This window comes from Mucilaginibacter sp. (genome assembly GCF_965277465.1).
Lineage (GTDB): Bacteria > Bacteroidota > Bacteroidia > Sphingobacteriales > Sphingobacteriaceae > Mucilaginibacter.
This window is the reverse complement of record NZ_CBDICW010000001.1, coordinates 2,329,383-2,351,508: the sequence shown is the minus strand read 5'-3', so window position 1 is coordinate 2,351,508 and position 22,126 is coordinate 2,329,383. Positions and strand designations below refer to the sequence as shown.

Genomic DNA, 22,126 nt, shown 5'->3' with positions numbered 1-22,126 from the left:
AGCAAAACAATTATTGCCGCTTTACTTAAACAATATTTTTATTCTTTTTGGTTTATAAGCCGGTTTTCTTCAGGAATCAAAAGGGTTAAAACATTAAAATAATGCTATTGGTACATAACCCCTTGATGTTTATACAAAGTAATAGGTAGCGGAGTATATTTTGAACTGGTTTAGGGGTAATTTAAAAAAAATATCAGCAAATAAAAATTCAATTAACTGATAAACAGATAATTAATTAAATTCTTATTGCGAAAAATATAAACTTAATTCAATAATTTTTAAGTTATTTATGTTTGGATATGGTTTTTAGGTATATTATTTAATGCCATTTAGGGCGTGATTTATGCACCTCAATAGTATTTAACTCTTGGTTATAGCATCAACCGCTTTTATTGCCATTATTTTATGTTCAAACTGATCATTGGGCACAAGTGCTTTAGCCCTTATGCGCATCTTATAAACGTAAATGGTGTTTACCGAATACTCTAATATATTGGCAACGGCTTCATTATCACTTATCCCCAGGCGCATCAGGGCAAATATGCGCAGATCGGTGTTTAATACTTCGTTATCCTTAGGCCAGATCTGGTCTTCCTTTTTAAGATAGGAGTTAAAAACAGTAATAAAATTGGGGAAAATTTTAAGAAAGATATGATCGAATGTGTAAAACAAGGCCTCCCGCTCCTTCTTAATATTTATTTCGTTTACGGTTATTAATATCTCATCGTATTTTTTGGTAGTTAGCTTGCGCTCAACGCTACGCTTTATTTTTTCGAGCTTTAATATATAGCCTGATATTGCATTAAAGAAATAGCCTATATATTCTTCTTTAATGCGGGTATCTTCAGTAAGCCTGCCGTTAATGAGCTCAAGCTGCATGTTTTTTTCTTCTATTATCCGCTCCTTAGCCTTTAAGCGTTTTAACTGGTTAAATTCAATAAATGATATAAGCGCAATGAGCACCGCAACTACCCCAATCAGCAAAAAGTAGATCAGGAATTTGTTCTTCTCTTTCTCAACCGCGATGATTTTTTGTGCAGCAACTACTGGCAAAACGGCTCCTATTTTTATTTTACGCAGCCTTGCACCGTAATACTGGGCATCGTCCATAGCCTGCTGAATAAATACATAGGCATCTTTTGCATTATCCTGGCGGTAAAGTTCCTCGCCCAATTTAAAAATGGCCAGCGTTTCTTTTGTAGATGACCGAATATCATTTATTGCACCAATAATGAGCAGGTTAATCCTATCCTCCGACTGATTGGGCCCCATGTAGAAATAGCTTAAGCCGGTAGCCGTCATGGCCCGCTGATGAGCCGTGATAGTGGGATCATTTAGTAATTGCAGATAATAGGGTGATGGCAGTTTGGTATCCCCTGTTCTGATTTGCCTGTCGCCTTGTTTTGATAACCTGTCAAACGACCCGGGTTTTGAAATCGCTATAGCCGAATCTAAATACTTTATGCATAGCGCATTATCTTCGGGCGAATAATATTTATCGTTGTTATAGTCGCCCAGGTCAGAACAGGCCCTGGCCTTTAAGCCATAATATTCAACCTTTAAATCATTGGTAAGCAGCCGCGTATCTATATGATTCAAACAGTCAAAGGTTTCCTTAAACATACCCGACGAAAGCAGGATAAAACCAAGGCGTATCTTGCTTTCATATTCTTTAGGCAGATCGTGAGATACCCGGCTTATGTTAAGCAGCTTTTGTGTATAAACATAAGCGGAATCAAACTGGTAAACCTTGTACTGCTCATATATTTCACCACAAATTTTATACTGTGCCTTATAGTTATTTTGGGCAGTGTTTGCCAAGGAATGCTTTAGTTTATTGATAACAATTTCTTTCTGACCATCATAAATACTCTTTTTTGTCAGCTCTGTTTTTAGTACCGCCAACAAACTATCAGTTTTGCCCGATGAGAATGCTGAAAAAGTAAAAAGTACCAATAATAAAGTTGATAAGAAAATCCTCATAACAAAATGGTTTATCTGGAAAGGCTAAGCTATACTTTAAAAATAAAATTAAAAAACGATTTTGGGCAGGTAAACCTGATTACTTTGTGAGTAACTATAAATTTAGAAAGTTTGAAGGGAAACCGGGCTAATAATCCCGGAAAAGAGTTTGTAAAATCGCTGTTATAACATTGAAAGTATAAGGCTAAAGAAGATTTAGCAGCTACAAAACATCGGTATGGAATCGGTTAATTAAATTTAATAATACGCCGTTTGTCCAACCGAAGCCATCCTGTAAAGGATATTCGCCCCCGCCGGCTTTTACATCGGTATCAACTACGTTGTATTTTTCCATCAGCTTACCGGTATCATTAAAAACCTTAATGTTTGTTTTGATCCAGTTTTCGGCAATGGTACGGGCCAAAGCATTCTGGTGGTAATTACTTAGGCCATCAATAGCCATGTATTGCAATGGTGCCCAGGCATTAGGGCTGTCCCATTGCTGCCCTGATCGTTTAAATGTGGTAACCAAGCCACCTGGTTTTAAAAAGTTTTTTTGAAGTACTGCCGCAACTTTAGCAGCCTGAGCCGGGCTTGCTATCTTAAATTCAAGCGGATAAGTGCCTGCCAGGGTTAAGTTAGGGGTAATATGCTGCTGTTTCCAGTTGTAATCCATAAACCAGCTATTTTTTTCGCTCCAGCAATATTTTAATATCGCTCTTCTGCGTAAATCGGCCTTCTCTATATAAAGGTTGCTTTTACTGGCGTTGCCTTGTAATTTATAAGATTTTGCGATGGATAACTCCAGGTGATATAACAGGCAGTTTAAATCAACAGGGATAATAAAGGTTGTTTCTATGGTTTCTAACTTCCCGGTTGTATCCATCCAGCGGGTGCTGAAATCCCAGCCGGATTCGGCTGCAGCACGAATGTTTCTATAAAAATCAGTCTGTTTTTGTTTGGTATTTTTTGCAGCCTCCACATCTTTTTTAAATGATTCTTCGCGTGGCTTGTCCGAATCGTCCCAGTAACGATTCATAACTTCGCCGCCAGGCATGCGTACGGCCATGCGGTATGCCTGCCCTGGTTTTAATTTTGCGGCACCGCTCATCCAAAAGGCATATTCTTTTAAAAGTTCAGGCTGATATTTTACCAGTACATTTCCTCCTTCATCTTTAGCCAGCAGATCAAGCATTATTGAAAAAAATGGTGGTTGTGAACGTGTTAAATAATAAGTACGGGTACCATTAGGAATAAAGCCATATTTATCAATCATGTAAGCAAAATTGCCAATCATGTTATGAATTATCTCTGTTTTATGGCTCTCCTGCAAGCCAAGCATTGTAAAGTAAGAGTCCCAGTAATAAGTTTCGCGGAAACGGCCGCCGGGTATTATAAAATCATTTGGCAAGGGTAATAGCGACGAATATTTTGCTACCGTATCGTGCCTGCGGTATAGCACTTGCCATAAGGTGTCAATATGCTTACGGATCCCTAAACTGATGTCGCTTTTAAAGCCGTCGCTTTTAGTATTAGGGTTTATAAAATTCTCGTCTACAAACTGTGATAAATTAAAACCCGGTTTATCTTTTTGCGCCAGGTAATCGCTCATAATAAGCGAAGGATTGCGCCGGGGTACTGCATCAACAAAGGTTTTATTATCTGGATAAATAGTTGATAACTGCACGGCCTCAAACAAGCCCGGAAATAACTGGCGCGGAGAAAGTGTTTGCGCTGTAACAAGGCCTAATGATATTACAAATGATAGCGTAAGCAGTAATTTTTTTACCATGATACTAAATCTTTATAAGCACCTGTTAATTTGTTATTTAACCGAAAGGTATTTGAAAACTACCTTTACGTAAATAAATTTTATAATTGGTTATAGCTGAAAGGCATCAGCTAATTATGTGCTGTAAATACAAAGTAAAAAGTAAGGCTTAGCAAAACCTATTTGTTTATTAAAAATTTCAGGATAAATATTTTTTATCAATATTAAACTACTGATAATAAACACATTAATAAACCATCAGGTAATAAAAATATAAACTTAATATAAAGTATTCATACAAAAACAGCGGTAAATAGCTTCCAAAGGTTAAAGTTGATTTATCAAAAATCGGTAACTTCCCTTTTTTAACAATGGCTGTATTTATTTATGATCAGGCAACTAATGTTTCATCTTTGGGGATAATGGCCTTAATTATTGCGGTTGAAGCTGCCTCACTAAAGTCAAGACCAGAATAATCTGGGTTATAGCCACCAATGTAAGGTACAGCCATAATGTAAATTCGCTCATTATAGGCGCCGTATTCATCCACAACCTGAAAGTGATCATTAATAGTAATGCCCGAAACTTTTAAATAATAATCTCCATTAGCTTCCTGTATCACGGTTTTACCTGCTTCCCTTGCTTTATTTGCCGCATTAGCTGACCTGAATTTGAGTTTTGCAGGGCTAAGCGTTTTTCCGGAAACCAAACTCCTGAAGGGGAATTCCTCAAATTCTAAATGTGGCTGCCCTACACAATCAACGTACGTTTTATAATAAATACTTTGTTGATTACCCGCATCATCTGTATAATGATAGGTTGCACCACCTTCTGTTTCAGGTTCTGCTTTACTATCTTCCCCAACGGGGATCAGATCTAAAACCCCTGCATGATGAAGCGCAATCAGTTCTTCGCTTGAGCTTTGCGGAATGTAGGCGATAACGATAGAGATAAGGGGATGTAAAGTTTTTTGCAGCCGTTGCATATCTTCGGCCGACAGATATTTTGCCGGGTAATTTAGTGCAAAGCTCAATACGCCAAGCATCTCTTTCCAATAAACCGATTTTTTATATTTAATTGATTTCTCTGCCTCGGCATATTCCGCTTTCAACAATTGGAACGGGTCCATTTCCTCCCTCAAAGCAATCATAGCGGCAACAAATTCTTCCAGGCTCATGTTTTTTATCTTATCATAAAACGCCGGTTCTTTATCTTTTATGGGTAATTTAAAATCATTTTCAAAAATGTAGTCTAAAGATAAAAAGCCATCATTTGCTTTAATATGCGCTGCAATTTCTTCTTCAGTCAAAAGTGAGTCGTTTAACAGATGCGAATCTTCTAGGTGAAATCTAACGGCAGGCAGCATCCCGTTCCGGGTATGCATCACTAATTTAAAAGCAGAATTTTTATCCAAAAGCTGGTAAGTAACCTGCCCTTGGCTATCCTTATTAAATGTACCGTTGTAGCGGGCGAGTGTTCTTACCGCATCTACAGCTGTTAATGATGAGCCTTTAATAGCAACCGGGTGATCAATGCGCATAGCCAGTTTACTTGGCGGATAGGGTGATTCAAAATACCCGGGAATAATTCCTTCATGCTTAACCGGCCAGTTATGACCGGTACAGATAATAACCTGGTCAAACTGATATTTATTTTTGTTAGCTATTTCTACCTCAACAATTTGCTGTAATGGGTTATCAATAATATCTGTTACGCTGCTGTTATACTGAATTTCATAATTTACTCCAGCCTCTTTAGCCTTTTTTTCCAGCAAATTAAATTGCGTGGTAAGGTACTGGCCAAAAAGCAACCGCGGGAGTACTTTGTAGGAGTTAAACTTATCAGCATCTAAATGAAACTTATCCAATGTATCTTTTGGTACAGTTTTAACCCAATCTTCAAGGGTAGTAACCAATAAAGGGATCTCATTGCTCGAAACATTGGTAATATGTTCATCATTTGCACCTTCGTTGCTATAAGGCATACCCGCACCTAATTTGTTTTTACGCTCAAATACAGTTATGCTGAGTTGCTTACTGCCCGACTCAACCAAACGCTTAAACATAAATAAGCCGCTTGGCCCCCCTCCTACAATAGCAATACGTTTTTCGTTTTCCATTTTTAATTTAAGCTTCACTCGTTAACAGTAATTGCAGGGTAGTGTTTTAGGCATAAGGTGTAAGTGCCAACATTATTTATTGATTTACAGCTTCGGCTAATTCGTCAGCTATTTCAAGCGCACTCACCGGTTTTTTAATCACTGAAAAACTGCCAAGCTTAGCAGCTAACTGATCAATGTCAGGAAGATCTGAAAGAATGACAATTGGTATTTTTTGTAAACAAGCATCGGAAGTAACCTGGTGGCATATAGCAGCGGCATTGGTATCGCCCAAAATAAAGTCGACCAATAGTACATCAGGTTTGCTTGACGCAATCGCATCAAAAATATTATCACCATCATGAAAGCTATCCATTTTAAACCCCAGGGATGATAATTGCCCACCGAGCAGTTTTAATAATTGATTGTCGTTTGTAATAGCTAATACCTTCATCATGTTATTCAATAGGTTTATAGGTTATTAACAATGCTGCATAAGTTTTTGTTTATTCAGCTCTACGTATATTTTTTAGATTGTAAAAACATTTCAGGGCGATTTCCATTTTAGTGGGTATGGATCAAAAAGTATACCCGGGTAAACCTTACCCTCTTGGAGCAACATGGGATGGCGAGGGCGTAAATTTTGCGCTTTACGCTGATAACGCCACAGGCGTTGAACTTTGCTTATTTAGCAGCGAAGATGATAAGACCGAACAACAAAAAATAACATTAAGCGAAAGATCGCACGAGGTTTGGCATGCCTATTTACCAGGCTTAAAGCCGGGGCAATTATATGGTTACCGTGTTGACGGCCCTTTTGAGCCTGAAAACGGACATCGGTTTAATCGCAATAAATTATTGATAGACCCTTATGCCAAATCAATTGCCGGTGTAATTGAATGGAACGATGCCCTGTATGCTTATGAAATAGGCAGCGAGGCAGAAGATTTAAGTTTTAGCGAAACTGATAGTGCGCCATATATTCCAAAGTCGGTAGTAATAGACCAGAATTTTGACTGGGGAGATGATAAAAGATTGAACATTCCCTACCATCAATCCATTATTTACGAGGCGCATGTAAAAGGATTTACTCAGCTCTGCGCAGATATTCCTGAAGAAATGCGGGGTAAATACTGCGGCATTGGGCATCCGGCAACTATAGAGTACCTTAAAAAACTTGGTGTAACAGCAATTGAGCTGATGCCTGTTCATCAGTTTATAAGTGATAATAATTTAGCCGAAAAAGGCCTGTCAAATTACTGGGGTTATAACAGCATAGGCTTTTTCGCTCCGGATGTACGCTATGCAGGTAATGGTGTTTTAGGTGAGCAGGTGCAGGAATTTAAGGAAATGGTTAAAGAACTGCATAAAGCGGGGATTGAAGTGATTTTGGATGTGGTTTATAACCATACCGGCGAAGGCAACCAGTTAGGGCCAACCCTATCATTTAAAGGAATTGATAATGCTTCATACTACCGGTTAACAGAAGATAAAAGGTATTATATGGATTATACCGGCACAGGCAATACCCTAAATGCTATGCTGCCCAATGTACTGCGTTACATTATGGATAGCCTGCGCTATTGGATAACAGAAATGCACGTTGATGGGTTTAGATTTGACCTGGCTGCCACCCTTGCCCGCGAACTGCGCGAGGTGAATAAATTGAGTTCGTTTTTTGAGATTATTTACCAGGATCCTGTTATTTCGCAGGTGAAGCTGATAGCCGAGCCCTGGGATATTGGTGAAGATGGCTACCAGGTTGGCAAATTCCCGCCGGGATGGGGCGAATGGAACGGAAAGTTCCGCGATTGTATGCGCGACTACTGGCGCGGTGCAGACAGCGTTTTAGGAGAATTTGCACAAAGGCTTACCGGCAGTGCAGACTTGTACCAGGACGATAACCGCAAACCAACTGCAAGCATCAATTTCATTACAGCACATGATGGTTTTACCCTTAACGACCTGGTGACCTATAATGATAAGCATAACGATGCTAATGGCGAGGATAATAACGATGGCGAAAGCAATAACCGGTCGTGGAACTGCGGCGTTGAAGGGCCTACAGATGATGAAACGATAAATAAATTAAGGGAACAACAAAAGAAGAATCTACTAACCACTCTTTTTCTATCGCAGGGAGTACCCATGTTGGTTGCCGGTGATGAGTTTGGCCGTACACAACAGGGAAATAACAATGCTTATTGCCAGGATAACGAAATATCGTGGTTAAACTGGGATAGTATGGATAAAGAATTACTGGGCTTTACACAAAAGCTGATCGCACTGCGCCAGGAGCATCCGGCATTTCGCAGGCGGCGCTGGTTCAGAGGCAGGCCAACTGACGAGGGAGTTGAAGATATAGGCTGGTTTTTACCCGAAGGCAATGAAATGGGTGAAGAAAACTGGAGCAACGATTTTGCAAAATCACTTGCAATTTTCTTAAACGGTAAAGGACTCCATTATGTAGATCAAAAAGGCGAAAATGTTATAGATGATAATTTTTACCTGATTTTCAATGCCTACCATGAGCCATTGGATTATGTGATACCTGAAAAAATACGTGGTAGGGAATGGAAAAAGGTTTTAGATACAGGCGAAGGCCAGCCTGAAGAAAAAGCCAACGTTGTAAACGATGTGATTACAGTAAGCGGCCGCTCAATAATTTTATTACAACAGGCAGTAACTAATGATTGATAAAAGGACGGTTGGGGTAAATTTTGATGAACAAGGGGTAGCACAAATCTGCCTTTGGGCACCAACTGCCCGTGAAGTATCATTAAGGTTAGCTAATAGCAAGGCCGACCTGCTATTAGAAAAAACCAGCTTCGGGTATTGGGATTTAACTTCCCTGCGCCTGAAGCCTGGTGATACCTACCATTTTGTTTTAGATGGTAAAGCATTGCCCGACCCTGCTTCGTTATCACAACCGGAAGGTGTACACGGACCATCCCAAGCCATAAACCTGCATAATTTTGCCTGGGAAGACAGTAAATGGAAAAACCCGCCGCAGGATGACTATATTATTTACGAACTGCATACCGGCACATTTACGCCCGAGGGCAATTTTGCAGGAATTGAAGCTAAGCTTGATTATTTAATTGAATTAGGTATTACGGCTATTGAAATTATGCCGGTTGCCCAGTTTCCGGGAGATAGGAATTGGGGATATGACGGGGTATTCCCTTTCGCGGTTCAAAACTCCTATGGTGGCAGTAAAGCATTAATGCATTTAGTGAACGCCTGCCACCAAAAAAACTTAGCAGTAATATTGGATGTTGTATACAACCATATAGGCCCCGATGGGAACTATTTGGGAGAGTATGGCCCTTACTTTACTCAAAAATATAAAACCCCATGGGGTAATGCTATAAATTTTGACGATGCCGGGTGCGATGCGGTACGCAGGTACTTTATTGAAAATGTACTGATGTGGTTCCGCGATTTTCATATTGATGCTTTGCGCATGGATGCGGTACATGCTTTAAAAGATTTTAGCCCCAAACATATCCTGCAGGAAATTAAAGAGGAAACGGATAAACTGATGGCTTTGACAGGTAAGGCACATTACCTGTTGATAGAATTTGATCTGAACGACCACCGGTTTATCGACCCGATTAAAAAATGCGGTTATGGCGCCGATGCCCAATGGATAGATGAATTTCACCATGCCTTGCGGGTAACGGCCGGAGGTGAGCAGGATGGCTATTATTCCGACTTTAAAAGCATTGCCGATCTGGCAAAATCATACCGGGATGCTTATGTGTATGACGGGGTTTATTCAAGTCACCGTGATAAAGTTTTTGGCAATAAAGCATCGGGAAACCCCGGTAATCAATTTATTGTTTTCTCACAAAATCACGACCAGGTGGGCAACCGTATGCTTGGCGAGCGGAGTAGCCAGCTTTTTAGTTTCGAGATGCAAAAACTAATGGCTGCAGCAGTTATGGTTAGCCCCTATCTTCCCCTGCTTTTTATGGGCGAAGAATGGAGCGCACAAAGCCCTTTCCAGTTTTTTGTAAGCCATACGGATCCCGAACTGGCTGAAGTAGTACGCAAAGGCCGAAAGGAAGAGTTTGCCTCCTTTCATAATAAAGGAGAAGCGCCTGATCCGCAGGCTAAGGAAACTTTTGAAAGGTCAAAATTGCAATGGGATAAGATTAATAACGTTATGCTGAATTATTATAAAACATTGATAGCGTTAAGAAAATCATTACCCGCCCTTAGCAATTTAAATAGAGCGAATTTATCTGTATCCTGTAACCAGGAGCAGCAAACATTAATACTGCAACGCTGGCATCAGGACCAAAAGGTATGCTGCCTGATGAATTTTTCAGAAAGAGAACTACCTATCCATTTGCCTGAAAAAGAAGATTGGAAAGTGGTTTTAAATTCAGCGGATGCCAAATGGGTAGGAATAAATTCTTCAACCCAAAATATGCAGCCACAGTCTATCATTATCTATACCAATTAATATGTATAACCCGGTAAGCACCTATCGTATCCAGTTCCATAAAGGGTTTAATTTTGATGATTTTGAAAACATCATTCCATACTTAATAAAACTTGGAGTAAGTACTGTTTATGCTTCGCCGATATTTAGCTCGGTACCCGACAGTATGCATGGTTATGATGGTATTGATCCATTGTCAATCAACCCGGAGATAGGCACCATCAAGCAATTAACGGCAATCAGCAAAAAGCTGAAAGAACATCATATTGGCTGGATACAGGATATTGTGCCTAATCACATGGCCTACGCTGCTGATAATAAGTGGTTAATGGATGCACTTGAAAATGGCCCGGCATCTGCTTATGCATCTTTTTTTGATCAAACACTTACCGATAACCTGTTGTTTAATGGCAAGCTGATGGTTCCCTTTTTAGGGGCTGATTTAGAAGACGCAATTAATAACGGCGACTTAAAGATAGAAAGGATTGGCAATAAGTATGTGTTTAAATATGCCGAACAAATATGGCCGCTTAAGCCGGAGTCGTACCCTAAAGCTCAGGATGTAAAATCCATTAATAAAAAACAGTTATCACAAATTGCCGCAGACCAGTATTATCGCCTGTGCAGTTATACAGAAACAGATCACCGGATAAATTTTAGGCGCTTTTTTACTGTGAACAGTTTGATCTGTTTAAATATGCAAAGTGATGAAGTGTTCAATCAGTTTCATCAGCTAATTGTTCAATTAGTTGATGACGATATCTTTCAGGGGATAAGAATTGACCACATTGACGGGTTATATGATCCTACTGCATACCTCACAAAATTACGTAAAGCTGTTGGCGATGAAACGTACATCGTGGTTGAAAAAATATTAGAAAAAGGCGAACAAATGCCTTTATGGCCTATTGAGGGTAATACCGGCTATGATTTTTTAGCTATGGTAAATAACCTGCTTACAAGCCCGGCTAACAGCAACAAATTTACCAGCTTTTATAAAACACTTACCCATAATACCGACCCGGTAATAGAGCAGGTACACGATAAAAAAGCAGATTTTTTGGATAGCCAGATGAATGGTGAACTGGATAACCTGAGTTCTTTATTTTGGGCTTCAGATATTGCAGAGCCGGGAACCGTGCCAGCGGAAGATTTGAAACAATCCATCGCTCAATTCCTGATTCATTGCCCGCAATATCGTTTTTATGGCAATAGCTTCCCATTAAATAAAGAAGAAGCGGCGCAGGTTAACAATGTACTATCTGCCATAAAAAGCAAGCATAATAAACTTACGGCTGCGGTTAAGTTATTGGAAACAGCCTTTTTCCATTCGAACAAAAATGATAAAGCCCTGCATTTTTATATGCGCTGTATGCAGTTTACCGGGCCATTAATGGCAAAAGGGGTTGAGGATACCCTAATGTATACCTATAACCGCTTTATTGCACATAATGAAGTAGGCGATGCGCCTGATTCTTTTAGTATCAGTCAGGCTGAATTTCATAAAGCAATGCTGAACCGGCAAAAACATTGGCCCTTAACTATGAATGCTACCGCCACCCACGATACCAAACGCGGCGAGGATATGCGGGCCAGGTTAAACGTATTGCCAGACATGGCAGATGCCTGGTTAAGCACCGTGGCCGAATGGCAGCAGATGAACAGCAAAATTAAGCATGCAGGAGCGCCCGACGCTAATGATGAATATTTTATTTACCAAACCCTGGTAGGTGCCTACCCTATGCCAGGAGAGGATGCTAATAACTTTGAGGAACGCCTACTGGAGTACCTGCAAAAAACCATGCGCGAAGCAAAACTCCATTCAACATGGGCAGAGCCAAATGAAAAGTATGAGGATGCCGTAAAAGAATTTGCTGTTAAACTATTAGATAAGCACAAGCCATTTTGGAAGAGCTTTACGGCCTTTCACCATAAAGTTGCTGAATTTGGTATAATAAACTCTTTAGCACAAGTGTTGCTTAAATTTACCTGCCCGGGTATCCCGGATATTTACCAGGGTAGCGAACATTGGGATTTGAGCCTGGTTGACCCTGATAACAGGCGACCGGTTAACCATCACCGGAATGATACTTTACTGGCTAAAAACTCATCGTTGCAAGGCCTTTGGGATAACAAATTTAACGGGCAGATAAAACTTTGGCTGGTGCAGTTATTGCTGCATGAGCGCAAAGCAAACGCCGCACTTTTTGCAGCAGGCGACTATATTCCACTGGAAATTAAGGGAAAGTATGCAACAAAGGTTTTTGCCTTTGCAAGAAGCTATGAGCAAACCTGGTATATTACTGTAGTACCTTTAAACCTGGCAGATACCACTATTACAGATTGGGGCGATACACAGCTGATAATACCTGCCGCTGCACCAGAGGCTTTTGAAAACCTGATATTAAATATCAAGGGAAAACAAGAGCAGCAAATCAAGATCAAGGATATTTTTACCGTTGTACCTTTTGCTTTGTTAAAGCTGGGTTAATAAACAGATATAAGCGGTACACTGAATACCTTATTAAACAGAACCCTTATTTGATTTATCTCAACATAAAAGAAGCCGTCTTATTTTAAGACGGCTTCTTTTATACTAAGCATTAATGCTTAAACTTATGTTTTGCTTATTATTTAACAGGGGCGTTTGCGGCTGCTTCAATTATCGCCAAAACTTCTTTCGGGTGCGATACCATTACTACATGGCTGGCATCAATTTCGGTTGTGGTAGCTTTTATCCTTTTCGCCATAAAACGCTCTAAATCGGGGCTTATCGCTTTATCGCTTTTGGCTACTATGTACCAGCTTGGTTTTGTTTTCCAGGCAGGTTCGGCACTTTTGTCAGCAAATACAGTTTGCGAAGCCGGGGTTTGTGTTGCATAAATTACGGCCTGCTGTTTAGGAGTTAGATCTTGTGCAAAAACCGTTTCAACACCTGCTTTTGATATATAAATAAAACCATCCTGTGGTTCAAAATAATCACTTAATTTTACGGCAGGGCCATTTGCCGATAAGGTAGGCACAGTTTCGTTTAAATCAGGCGCTAATGCGGCAACATATACCAAGCCTACAACTTTAGGATCATTACCCGCCTGTGTAATAACAAACCCGCCCCATGAATGGCCAACTAATATAACATTACCTTTAGCCTTTGCAATTGCCCTTTTGGTAGCGGCAACATCGTCTGCCAGTGAGGTGATGGGGTTTTGAACCGACATTACCGGGTAGCCTTTAGCCTGCAATGCTTCTATCTGGGCAGTCCACGAAGAGCCATCGGCCCAGATCCCGTGAACAAAAATAATGGTTGGTTTAGCACTTGTTGTTTGTGCTTGTATGTTTGATGTTGCTGCTAATATAACAAGCAACATCAAAAGGTTTTTGATAGTTTTCATGATGTGATATATTGAAATTTATTAAGTAGCTACTTTGATTAATTAGCAGCTGCAAATTCTTCGGCACTTAATATAGTGGTGGTAAGTGAAACCTCAACATTACCCCTTGTAGCGTTTGAATATGGACAAACCTGGTGTGCTTTTTCAACTAAGGCATTTGCTGTTTCCTGGTCAACATCTGGTACGTTAGCTTCCAGTGTAACTACCAAAGCAAATCCGCCGGCATTATTTGAGCCGATGCCTACATGTGCCCTTACGGCAGTGGTACCGGTTGTTGCCTTTTCATTTTTAATAACGTGGTTAAGTGCACTATCAAAACAAGCCGAGTAGCCTGCGGCAAATAATTGCTCGGGGTTAGTGTAAGCACCGCCTGCGCCGCCTAATTCTTTCGGCATCCTTACTTGCAGATCCAGTACCTGATCTGATGACACTACGCTTCCGTTTCTTCCGCCTGTGGCAGTTGCTATTGCTGTGTAAATTGGTTTTACTGACATGATAATTGATTATTTATGTTATTTATTATTTTGTTTAGTTCGTTCAAGGATAATATTGATGGTGTTGCGTAATGAAACCATTTCTTCAATGCTAAGGCCGAGGCTGCATTTAAAAGACTCTGGTACGCTTACTGCTTTTTCTTTTAAAGCCGCGCCGTTTTTGGTAAGGCTGATCATTACCACCCGCTCATCCGCGGCGCTTCTTATCCGGCTAACCAGTTTTTTGCTTTCTAATTTTTTAAGCAAAGGGGTTAAAGTGCCTGAATCAAGCAGCAGCTTTTCGCCAATTTCTTTTACCGAAAGTTGCTGGTGCTCCCATAAAACCAGCATCACCAGGTATTGAGGATAAGTAAGGTCAATACCTTCTAAAATAGGTTTGTAATGAGCCGTTAATACCCGGGACAGGGCATATACAGGGAAACAGGCTTGATTTTCTAACTTTAAATAATCCATTTGCTGCTGATTGATGAACAAATATATATTGTATAAAATTATATTGTATACAATTTAATTTACTTGACAATACAATGGCAATACTCCCTCTTTTATAGAGTGCATGAGTTATCATTATATTATAAAGGGTAGTTTAAAATACAGGGCTTGTTTATTATTACACGGCAACATTGTGTAAGCACCAGTTAATTACTTGGCGTGATGTGCATGTCCTACAAAATATCCAATAATAAATGCCAGAACAATCAGAGCCCACCATATATATTGCAGGGTTTTTAATGAGGTAACCGTTTTTTGAAGTTTGATATTCAGGGCTTCGCCGGCGAGTTTATCATTTTGCAGGCGCATATTTTGTTGCTGCAGTTTGGCTTGGGTCCCGCCTACCTCCAAAGGCTTTTGCTGCTCCATTTTATAACGGCGCATAAACCCTCCCTCCTTCAGGAATTTTTCTCCTTTTGGTTTTAAAATAAGTTTCTCCGGCAGCTCATAATCACCATGTTTACCAGCCTCGGCTACCAGACCTTCTCTTGAAAGGGCCTGCACCATTGCAAAAGCAGAGGCTTCGTCCTGATCAAAAAGTTCCAGCAATTGCCGGCGTGTCAGGCTATCCGGAATCCCAAAAGCTTCCAGCATTGTATCCAGCATTTCACATTCGTACTCGTTCAAATCCGTCATCCATACAAATTTGGCAATAATTAAAGCATCGGCCAAATTATATACACATACACTGCCTTAAACAGGGTATTATACGCACTGATGACAAAAACCAACGGCCTAATCCCGGGTAAGCAAACCGCATTCATTCAAAAACATTACGTTTAAAGTATAAAGGTATTTTGCTGGGCAGCAATTTTTTAATACTTTCGCCGCCCTTTAAATTTTTACTGTTTTATCTCATCTTGCATGAAGAAGTTTTTATACGGAATCGATTTTGGAACAACCAACTCGGCCCTGGCTATTTACGACGAAGAAACCAAAGAAATACATAGCACCATTATTATCCCTTCGCTTATTTACTTCTACCATCAGTTTAATGCAGGCAGCGATAAAAATTACGTTGCGGGCGAGGAAGCCATTACCGCTTACCTTAATGACAACATGAAGGGCCGTTTTATTAAATCTGTTAAGCAAATATTATCAAAAAGCAGTTTTACAGAAACCCGGATCCATAATAAAAGGTACAATGCATCAGACCTGGTAGCTATCATTTTAAAGGAGCTGAAAGAACGTGCAGACCTTTTAACCGGGCAGGATTGCCGCAAAGCAATAATTGGAAGGCCTGTTTTTTTTGATGACGACGATGTACAAAAAGACACCTTAGCCCAAACCCGGCTGAGCAAGGCAGCAGAAATTGCTGGCTTTACAGAGGTACGGTTTCAGTTTGAGCCTATCGGGGCGGCATTTGCCTATGAAAAAAGCCTCCTGAAAAAAGAAAACGTATTAGTGGCGGATCTTGGCGGGGGCACTACAGACTTTACTTACCTGGTACTTGATCCTGAAAAAGTGGGGAGCAAAGACAGAAAGAACGACATGATGGCCAATGGCGGCATCTATATAGGCGGCGACAGCTTTGATTCGGCCTTTATGTGGGAGAAAGGAACGCCATATTTTGGCAAGCATACCCAATATGAAGCTACCCCGGGCAAGGTTTTAACTGTACCAAAATCACTTTTTGCTAATATTTGCTCCTGGGAACAAATGAATTTTTTTAATGGCCTGCGCATTAAAAAAGACATAGAAGATTACTACTACTATTCGGGCAAAGATCCGCTGTTTAAAAACCTGATCACCCTTATTGAAAATAACTTGGGCTATTCGGTATTTCAATCCATCGAGAAAACAAAAATCACCCTCTCAAACAAGGATACAGCTGTTTTTAGCTATCACAATATGGCTATAGAAATTGAAGAAGAAATTACCCTGTCGGTTTATAAACAAATAATTGAAAGGGAAGTGAACCGGATAGCAAACTACCTTGATGAGTTTATGCTTCAAAATGGTATCGACTCAAAAAATATAGACAGCCTTTTTTTAACGGGTGGGACATCAATGGTGGGGAGTATTCAAGAACTCTTCAAAAAAAGGTTTCCTCACGTTAACCTTAATTCGGGAGATAACTTTAAAAGTGTGGCCAAGGGATTAGCCTACAGCGGTTATCTTTTTGAAGACTGATAGATATTGGATTTAAATTCAAGTAATAAGGCAGGCAAATTACCCGCCTTATTGCTTGAAATAAAAGATATTATAAAGTAGCCATATCAATTACGAAACGGTAATGCACGTCACCTGCAAGGGTACGCTCATAAGCTTCGTTAATTTTATCAATACTGATCACTTCCACATCCGATGTAATATTATGCTCGGCACAGTAATCCAGCATTTCCTGTGTTTCTTTGATGCCACCCACTAAAGAGCCAACCAAACTGCGCCTGCCCATAATAAAAGGGAAAGCAGCAACAGCAGTAGGCTCAGGCGGAGCGCCTAACAATACCATAACACCGTCGGTTGTAAGTAAGTTCATGTACTCGTTATAATCGTGCGGGGCCGATACCGTATCAATAATAAAGTTAAAGCTATCGGCCAGTTCGGCCATAGTTTCTTTTTCGGTGGTTAGCTTAAAATGGTGCGCGCCTAATTCAGCCGCATCTTTTTCTTTGCTTTTTGAGCGGCTCAGCATAGTTACTTCGGCACCCATTGATGCAGCTAACTTAACAGCCATGTGGCCTAATCCGCCTAAACCAACAACAGCCACTTTATCACCGGCTTTTACGCCCCAGTGCTTTAATGGAGAATAAGTGGTAATTCCTGCACACAATAATGGAGCAACCTTTTCGAGTGGTAATTTATCAGATACTGATAATACAAAGTGCTGGGTTACCACAATATGGCTTGAATAGCCACCAAGTGTTACTGTTTGCTTATCCTGCGATAATGAATTATAGGTTTGCGTATGGCCATTTTTACAATATTGTTCCAGGTCGCTCTTACAATTAGAGCAATGCATGCATGAATCAACAAAGCAGCCTACCCCTACAGTATCGCCTTCTTTAAATTTAGTAACGTTATTACCCACACGGGTTACTGTACCTACTATCTCATGGCCAGGTACGGCCGGATAGATGGTTCCTCCCCACTCATTACGCGCAGTATGTATATCTGAATGGCATACACCGCAAAATAAGATCTTGATCTCTACATCGTCGGCACCAGGCTCGCGGCGATCAATAGAAAGTGGACCAAGTGGTTTGTCGGCAGCTTGTGCTGCGTAAGCTTTTACTGATGTCATTTTTATAGTTTTTTTATTTTAAACGAAATTTGCTTTAACATGGTAAAGCTAAATAATCAACCTTTGTTTTACTATTTGCATTTCATTTTATTGTTTTTTTTGACAATCGAAAGATGTTGCTAATTATCATCTAAATCCAAAGGGAAGCTAATGCAGCAATAAGCGCCGAGGTCATCACCACACTACCCAGTTTCAAAAAAGTCCAGGCGCTTACTGTTTGATTTTCGCGCCTTAGTGCAACAAGCCACAATATGGTGGCCAATGAGCCGGTTATGGATAAATTTGGCCCCAGGTCAACCCCGATCAGCACTGCGCTTTTCACCATTTCGGGTACATGGCCAGCCTGTAAAACGTTACCGGCAATAAGCCCGGCAGGCAGGTTATTCATCAGGTTACACACTACTGCAACCAAACCCCCGGCTGCCCACGCTGTACCTGTAGAAGAGTGGGCTATACCCTGGTTAAGCAGGTTAGTTAACTGACCGATCAACCCGGTTTTATTAATCGCTTCAACAATAACAAATAAGCCTGCAACCAATGGCAGTACTGCCCATGATACGCCTTTGATAACAATCAGCGGATTTTTTTTAGAACGGATGATTACAATAGCAGATGTTAATATCCCAGTGATAGCCGTAGGCAAACCCAGCTGAATACCAAATGCCGAAGACGCCAGTAATACTACCGCTGTTGATACAATACCAATTAATGCGGTTTTGCCGCCCTGTGATAATACAGGGATCTCTATATGGGTTTTTATGGCAATTTTAAAGCAGCTGCGCTGCGTAAACTGCAGTACCAGATAAGTTACAACAATTGAAAACACCGATGGAATAGTGTACTGCGCAAGCCAATGTAATAAAGGCGGCATATTGCTGCCATAGATAACAAGGTTAGCCGGGTTGGAGATAGGCAATACAAACGAGGCTGCGTTAGCAATAAAAGCGCAGATCAATAAATAAGGTAATGGCTTTTTTACATCAGCTGCTTTTACAGCAGCAGCCACGGCAGGCGTTAAAACTACAGCTGTCGCATCATTAGATAAAAATACAGTAACAATAACCCCAACTACGTAGATGAGCAAAAACAGCCTGCCCGATGAGCCTTTAGCCATTGCAGTGGCATGGGCAGCCAGCCAGTCAAATAACTTTTCTTCGCGCGCGGTTTCTGCAAGCAGCATCATCCCTGTTAAAAAAAAATAAACATCTAATCCTTTTAATACGCCCGATAAGGCTTCGCCGGGTTTAATTAATTGCAAAATAAGCAACAGTACCGCCCCGGTTACAGCGTAAACAGCTTCTGTTACTTTGAACGGTCTTATAATAACACCCGCAATAGCCAGCAGGGAGATGATCCAGATAAGCGTATGATCCATTTATTATGGCTTTGACAATGGTTTAGCGTTTCTGTTTGGGCCAAGCTGGGTCCCAAAAATACCATTTCCGGGCCAAGCTCCAATGGAGTCGGCATCGCTGCCATTCTTTAAATGTTTAGCCGGCTTGTACAATGGTGTAGCCAATTGCAGGGTATGTTGCCCGGGCCGCCCGGTTTGATCAATAGCTTGAACGGTAAGGTTTATAAGTTCATGCTCCCCTGAAATCAGCGCACTTGCCGACCATGTGTTATTATCATTAGATTTAGACATAGGCGACCATGATCCGTTTTCCAAACGATACTGTACACTTTGAATTTCACGGGAACCGAAAACAATAGCGCGAATCTCGACCGATCCGGAAACAACCTGCTCTATCTTTCTTACCAGCTGATAAGCTGCTGGTGAAGTAATCAGCACAAATGGAAATGAATCGTGCAGCGCTTTAAAACGCCAGCTAACCACACCTTGATCAATGCTTATTAACGAATAACCAACAGGTCCTTCTTCAATTTGCCCGGTTGAACGGGTTGCTGAAAATATGGTATCCCCATCGTTTGACAGTTCGTTATAATGTGTATGCCCCATATCTATTAATGCCACTTCATTTTCTGCTATAAGCCGGTTAAAGACAATTTTTTCTGCCTCATCTTTAATATCATCGGGGTAAGTATGTACAAACACCACTGTTTCCTGGTTTTCAGCTTTTGCAGTTGCCAACTCATTTTGTAACCAAGTCATCTGTTCATTCCCTAACTTAAAATCAGGGCCACCGTTACCCGGCCCGCTTACATCCAGAAACAGGCAGTTAATCCCGTTTATATTTATGGCTTTGGGTAATTGATCTGCCCCGGGTAAGGCATAAAATCCTTGTAAACCACCCTGTTCCATATCGTGATCTCCGGGGATAATATGAACCGGGATAGATAACATTTTTAATGCAGTGGCAACCAGAAGGTATTGTTCGGGTAAACCATTGTCTGCATTATCACCTGGTAAAACTACAAAATCAAGATTATTACTACACTCCACCTCTATTTGAGCAATGATAGACAATAAATCTATATAGTTCTGTTCTTTGGCTTTAGTGATGTGTAAATCGCCGATATGGGCAAACAACAGCGGTTTACTCACTTGCCTGATCTTATTTAAACTCATAATGCAAAATTATCTTTAGAATGACCTGTTTTTTTCAAGGTGGTATCACAGGCGGCTTTAAGTGATTTGGAAAACAGCAGCCATAACAATATAGAAACTGTGGCAAAACTGCCTAAAATCAAAAAGGTTGAGTTATAGCCAAACCCCTGTGCTATCCAGCCACCTATGGCAGGGCTTAATGATGCGCCCAACCCTTGCACTGTCATTACTGCACCCTGGCCTATATTTACCCTGCCCGTACCGTTTAATATATGGGCCACCAGTCCCGGAACCGCAACGCTTTGCAACCCTGCGCCAATCCCATCTAAAATCTGCACCGGGTATAAGCCTGTCTGATTGATCATATGGGCAGCGATAAAGCCGCGCACCGGGAGTGCAATAAAAGAAATAAGTATCACCAGCCAGTAGCCGCTTTTTTCGGCCATTCGCATGGCAATCAGTGATACTCCGATCATAACAACCTGTGCAATAATAATGGTCATGGCAACAAACATGGTGGGGTTTCCCTGATTTTTAGTGGCAGCAGCCAAACCGTATAAGGGCAACATAGCACCGTTACCTAAGTGAAAACAAGCCAATGCAGCAGCCAATATGAGCAGGGGCTTACATTCAAGCAATACTTTTAAACCGCTTGCTTTATTATCTTCGCCATTACCTTTTAAACCGCGCGCGGCCCTGTCATCAATTGCTTTGGCAGGGATCATCAAAACTGAGGTGATGGAAAGCACGCCAAATAACGCAGCTAAATAAAATACGGCAGTCATCCCGAATTTCATACCCAGGTAACCCGATAAGGCTGCACCTACAACGTTACCCGCGTGATTATAAGCTTGGTTATAGCCATTTTGACGGTTGAAACCTGCTTGTTTTACAATACCAAGTGTAATGCCAATTACCGCAGGACCAATGGCCGATCCGGCGATAGCTGTGGCGACTTGTGAGATACTGACTATCCAAAAATTTTGAGAAACAAGAATAACGGCCGATGCTATCACCGTAAAAATTCCGGGAATTACTACATACAACCGTTTTCGTTTGGTAGAATCAATTAATGCACCGGCGGGTGCGGTCATGAGCATTCCGGCAACGCCGCCAATAGTCATAACCGAACCGATTAACCCGCTTTTCCAACCATGCGCAAGCAGAAATATCCCAAGAAAGGGGCCGATGCCTGCCTGCATATCAGCCATGAAAAAATTCAGCGCCTGAAGTGGCCTGATGATCGCCCGCTTTATTTGCTGCTTACCCATATTACCGGGTTCAACAATCCTCCCTTTATTAATGTTTTATTTAATGAAATGATAAAAACCTTTGGAATAAAATACAAATACGGGATCGATAATTTTTTAATAATTAAACGCTAAAATCATCTTAAAAGACTTATTTATCCGCTTCAAAAAGGCTTTTCCGGTCGGCAGTTTCGGTATTTAAAAACTTGCCTTCCAAAATGCTCTGCCCGGTGATTCCCGGATTATTTCCTTTTCCCAAGGGCCATTTTCCACTGGTTTCAACAACTGTAATACCAGCAATTGTAGCTGCCTTAATCCCAAAATCGGTGCAGTTGTTATTATTCAGGTTGTATTCCATGCCCTGGTAATCATTAGCCAGTGCCAGTATTTTATTTAATTTTTTCAATAGTATATTAAATCTATAGAATTAATATACTATAATTGTAAACACGAATTAA

At 40.8% G+C, this 22,126-nt stretch carries 17 protein-coding genes; 4 read left to right on the top strand and 13 right to left on the bottom strand.

Translation table 11 applies throughout. From position 1 onward, the window contains the following. Positions 1–360: 360 nt before the first annotated feature. The 4 genes from ACQY4U_RS10630 to ACQY4U_RS10615 form a co-directional block, all read right to left on the bottom strand. On the bottom strand, positions 361–1,983 hold the full coding sequence (locus ACQY4U_RS10630; protein WP_428329382.1) for a DUF6377 domain-containing protein: 1,623 nt from the start codon (positions 1,981–1,983) through the stop codon (positions 361–363). Between the two features lie 202 nt (positions 1,984–2,185). Continuing rightward, the gene (gene treA, locus ACQY4U_RS10625) at positions 2,186–3,754 is read right to left on the bottom strand and encodes an alpha,alpha-trehalase TreA (RefSeq protein ID WP_428329380.1); all 1,569 of its coding nucleotides are present in this window, start codon (positions 3,752–3,754) and stop codon (positions 2,186–2,188) included. Between the two features lie 370 nt (positions 3,755–4,124). Then, positions 4,125–5,852, bottom strand: a complete 1,728-nt coding sequence (locus tag ACQY4U_RS10620; RefSeq protein ID WP_428329379.1) for an FAD/NAD(P)-binding protein — start codon at positions 5,850–5,852, stop codon at positions 4,125–4,127. A 76-nt stretch (positions 5,853–5,928) separates the two neighbouring features. After that, positions 5,929–6,288: a response regulator gene (locus ACQY4U_RS10615; protein ID WP_428329378.1), complete on the bottom strand. Its 360-nt coding sequence runs from the start codon at positions 6,286–6,288 to the stop codon at positions 5,929–5,931. A 116-nt stretch (positions 6,289–6,404) separates the two neighbouring features. On the opposite strand from ACQY4U_RS10615, the gene glgX reads away from it, so the two are divergent. Genes glgX through treY form a run of 3 tightly spaced genes read left to right on the top strand, consistent with a single transcriptional unit; the run spans position 6,405 to position 12,775 of the window. Beyond that, on the top strand, positions 6,405–8,528 hold the full coding sequence (glgX, locus tag ACQY4U_RS10610) for a glycogen debranching protein GlgX (protein WP_428329376.1): 2,124 nt from the start codon (positions 6,405–6,407) through the stop codon (positions 8,526–8,528). After that, the gene (gene treZ, locus ACQY4U_RS10605) at positions 8,521–10,305 is read left to right on the top strand and encodes a malto-oligosyltrehalose trehalohydrolase (RefSeq protein WP_428329375.1); all 1,785 of its coding nucleotides are present in this window, start codon (positions 8,521–8,523) and stop codon (positions 10,303–10,305) included. The genes glgX and treZ overlap by 8 nt, the downstream gene beginning before the upstream one ends. 1 nt (position 10,306) lies before the next feature. After that, positions 10,307–12,775, top strand: coding sequence for a malto-oligosyltrehalose synthase (treY, locus tag ACQY4U_RS10600; protein ID WP_428329374.1), 2,469 nt, complete (start codon positions 10,307–10,309; stop codon positions 12,773–12,775). Between the two features lie 139 nt (positions 12,776–12,914). On the opposite strand, the gene ACQY4U_RS10595 is transcribed toward treY, so the two are convergent. The 4 genes from ACQY4U_RS10595 to ACQY4U_RS10580 form a co-directional block, all read right to left on the bottom strand. Continuing rightward, on the bottom strand, positions 12,915–13,676 hold the full coding sequence (locus tag ACQY4U_RS10595; protein ID WP_428329372.1) for an alpha/beta hydrolase: 762 nt from the start codon (positions 13,674–13,676) through the stop codon (positions 12,915–12,917). 38 nt (positions 13,677–13,714) lie between these two features. Next, positions 13,715–14,170: an organic hydroperoxide resistance protein gene (locus ACQY4U_RS10590; protein ID WP_428329371.1), complete on the bottom strand. Its 456-nt coding sequence runs from the start codon at positions 14,168–14,170 to the stop codon at positions 13,715–13,717. 18 nt (positions 14,171–14,188) lie between these two features. Next, on the bottom strand, positions 14,189–14,623 hold the full coding sequence (locus ACQY4U_RS10585) for a MarR family winged helix-turn-helix transcriptional regulator (protein WP_428329370.1): 435 nt from the start codon (positions 14,621–14,623) through the stop codon (positions 14,189–14,191). Positions 14,624–14,812: 189 nt separating this feature from the next. Further along, positions 14,813–15,334, bottom strand: a complete 522-nt coding sequence (locus tag ACQY4U_RS10580; RefSeq protein WP_428329369.1) for a hypothetical protein — start codon at positions 15,332–15,334, stop codon at positions 14,813–14,815. A 192-nt stretch (positions 15,335–15,526) separates the two neighbouring features. On the opposite strand from ACQY4U_RS10580, the gene ACQY4U_RS10575 reads away from it, so the two are divergent. After that, positions 15,527–16,795, top strand: a complete 1,269-nt coding sequence (locus tag ACQY4U_RS10575) for an Hsp70 family protein (protein ID WP_428329368.1) — start codon at positions 15,527–15,529, stop codon at positions 16,793–16,795. 70 nt (positions 16,796–16,865) lie between these two features. On the opposite strand, the gene ACQY4U_RS10570 is transcribed toward ACQY4U_RS10575, so the two are convergent. The 5 genes from ACQY4U_RS10570 to ACQY4U_RS10550 all read right to left on the bottom strand — a co-directional run bounded on the left by ACQY4U_RS10570 (position 16,866) and on the right by ACQY4U_RS10550 (position 22,074). Next, positions 16,866–17,909, bottom strand: a complete 1,044-nt coding sequence (locus ACQY4U_RS10570; protein WP_428329367.1) for an NAD(P)-dependent alcohol dehydrogenase — start codon at positions 17,907–17,909, stop codon at positions 16,866–16,868. A gap of 130 nt (positions 17,910–18,039) precedes the next feature. Then, positions 18,040–19,284, bottom strand: coding sequence for an arsenic transporter (locus ACQY4U_RS10565; protein WP_428329366.1), 1,245 nt, complete (start codon positions 19,282–19,284; stop codon positions 18,040–18,042). A gap of 3 nt (positions 19,285–19,287) precedes the next feature. Beyond that, positions 19,288–20,439 carry a metallophosphoesterase gene (locus ACQY4U_RS10560; protein WP_428329365.1) on the bottom strand — a complete coding sequence of 384 codons (1,152 nt, stop codon included), beginning with the start codon at positions 20,437–20,439 and terminating at the stop codon, positions 19,288–19,290. Further along, a complete protein-coding gene (locus ACQY4U_RS10555) occupies positions 20,436–21,689 on the bottom strand; it encodes an MFS transporter (RefSeq protein ID WP_428329364.1) in 1,254 nt (417 codons plus the stop codon). The genes ACQY4U_RS10560 and ACQY4U_RS10555 overlap by 4 nt, the downstream gene beginning before the upstream one ends. A gap of 130 nt (positions 21,690–21,819) precedes the next feature. Then, entirely contained in the window at positions 21,820–22,074 is a 255-nt protein-coding gene (locus ACQY4U_RS10550) for a hypothetical protein (protein ID WP_428329363.1), read from the bottom strand. Positions 22,075–22,126 lie beyond the last annotated feature (52 nt).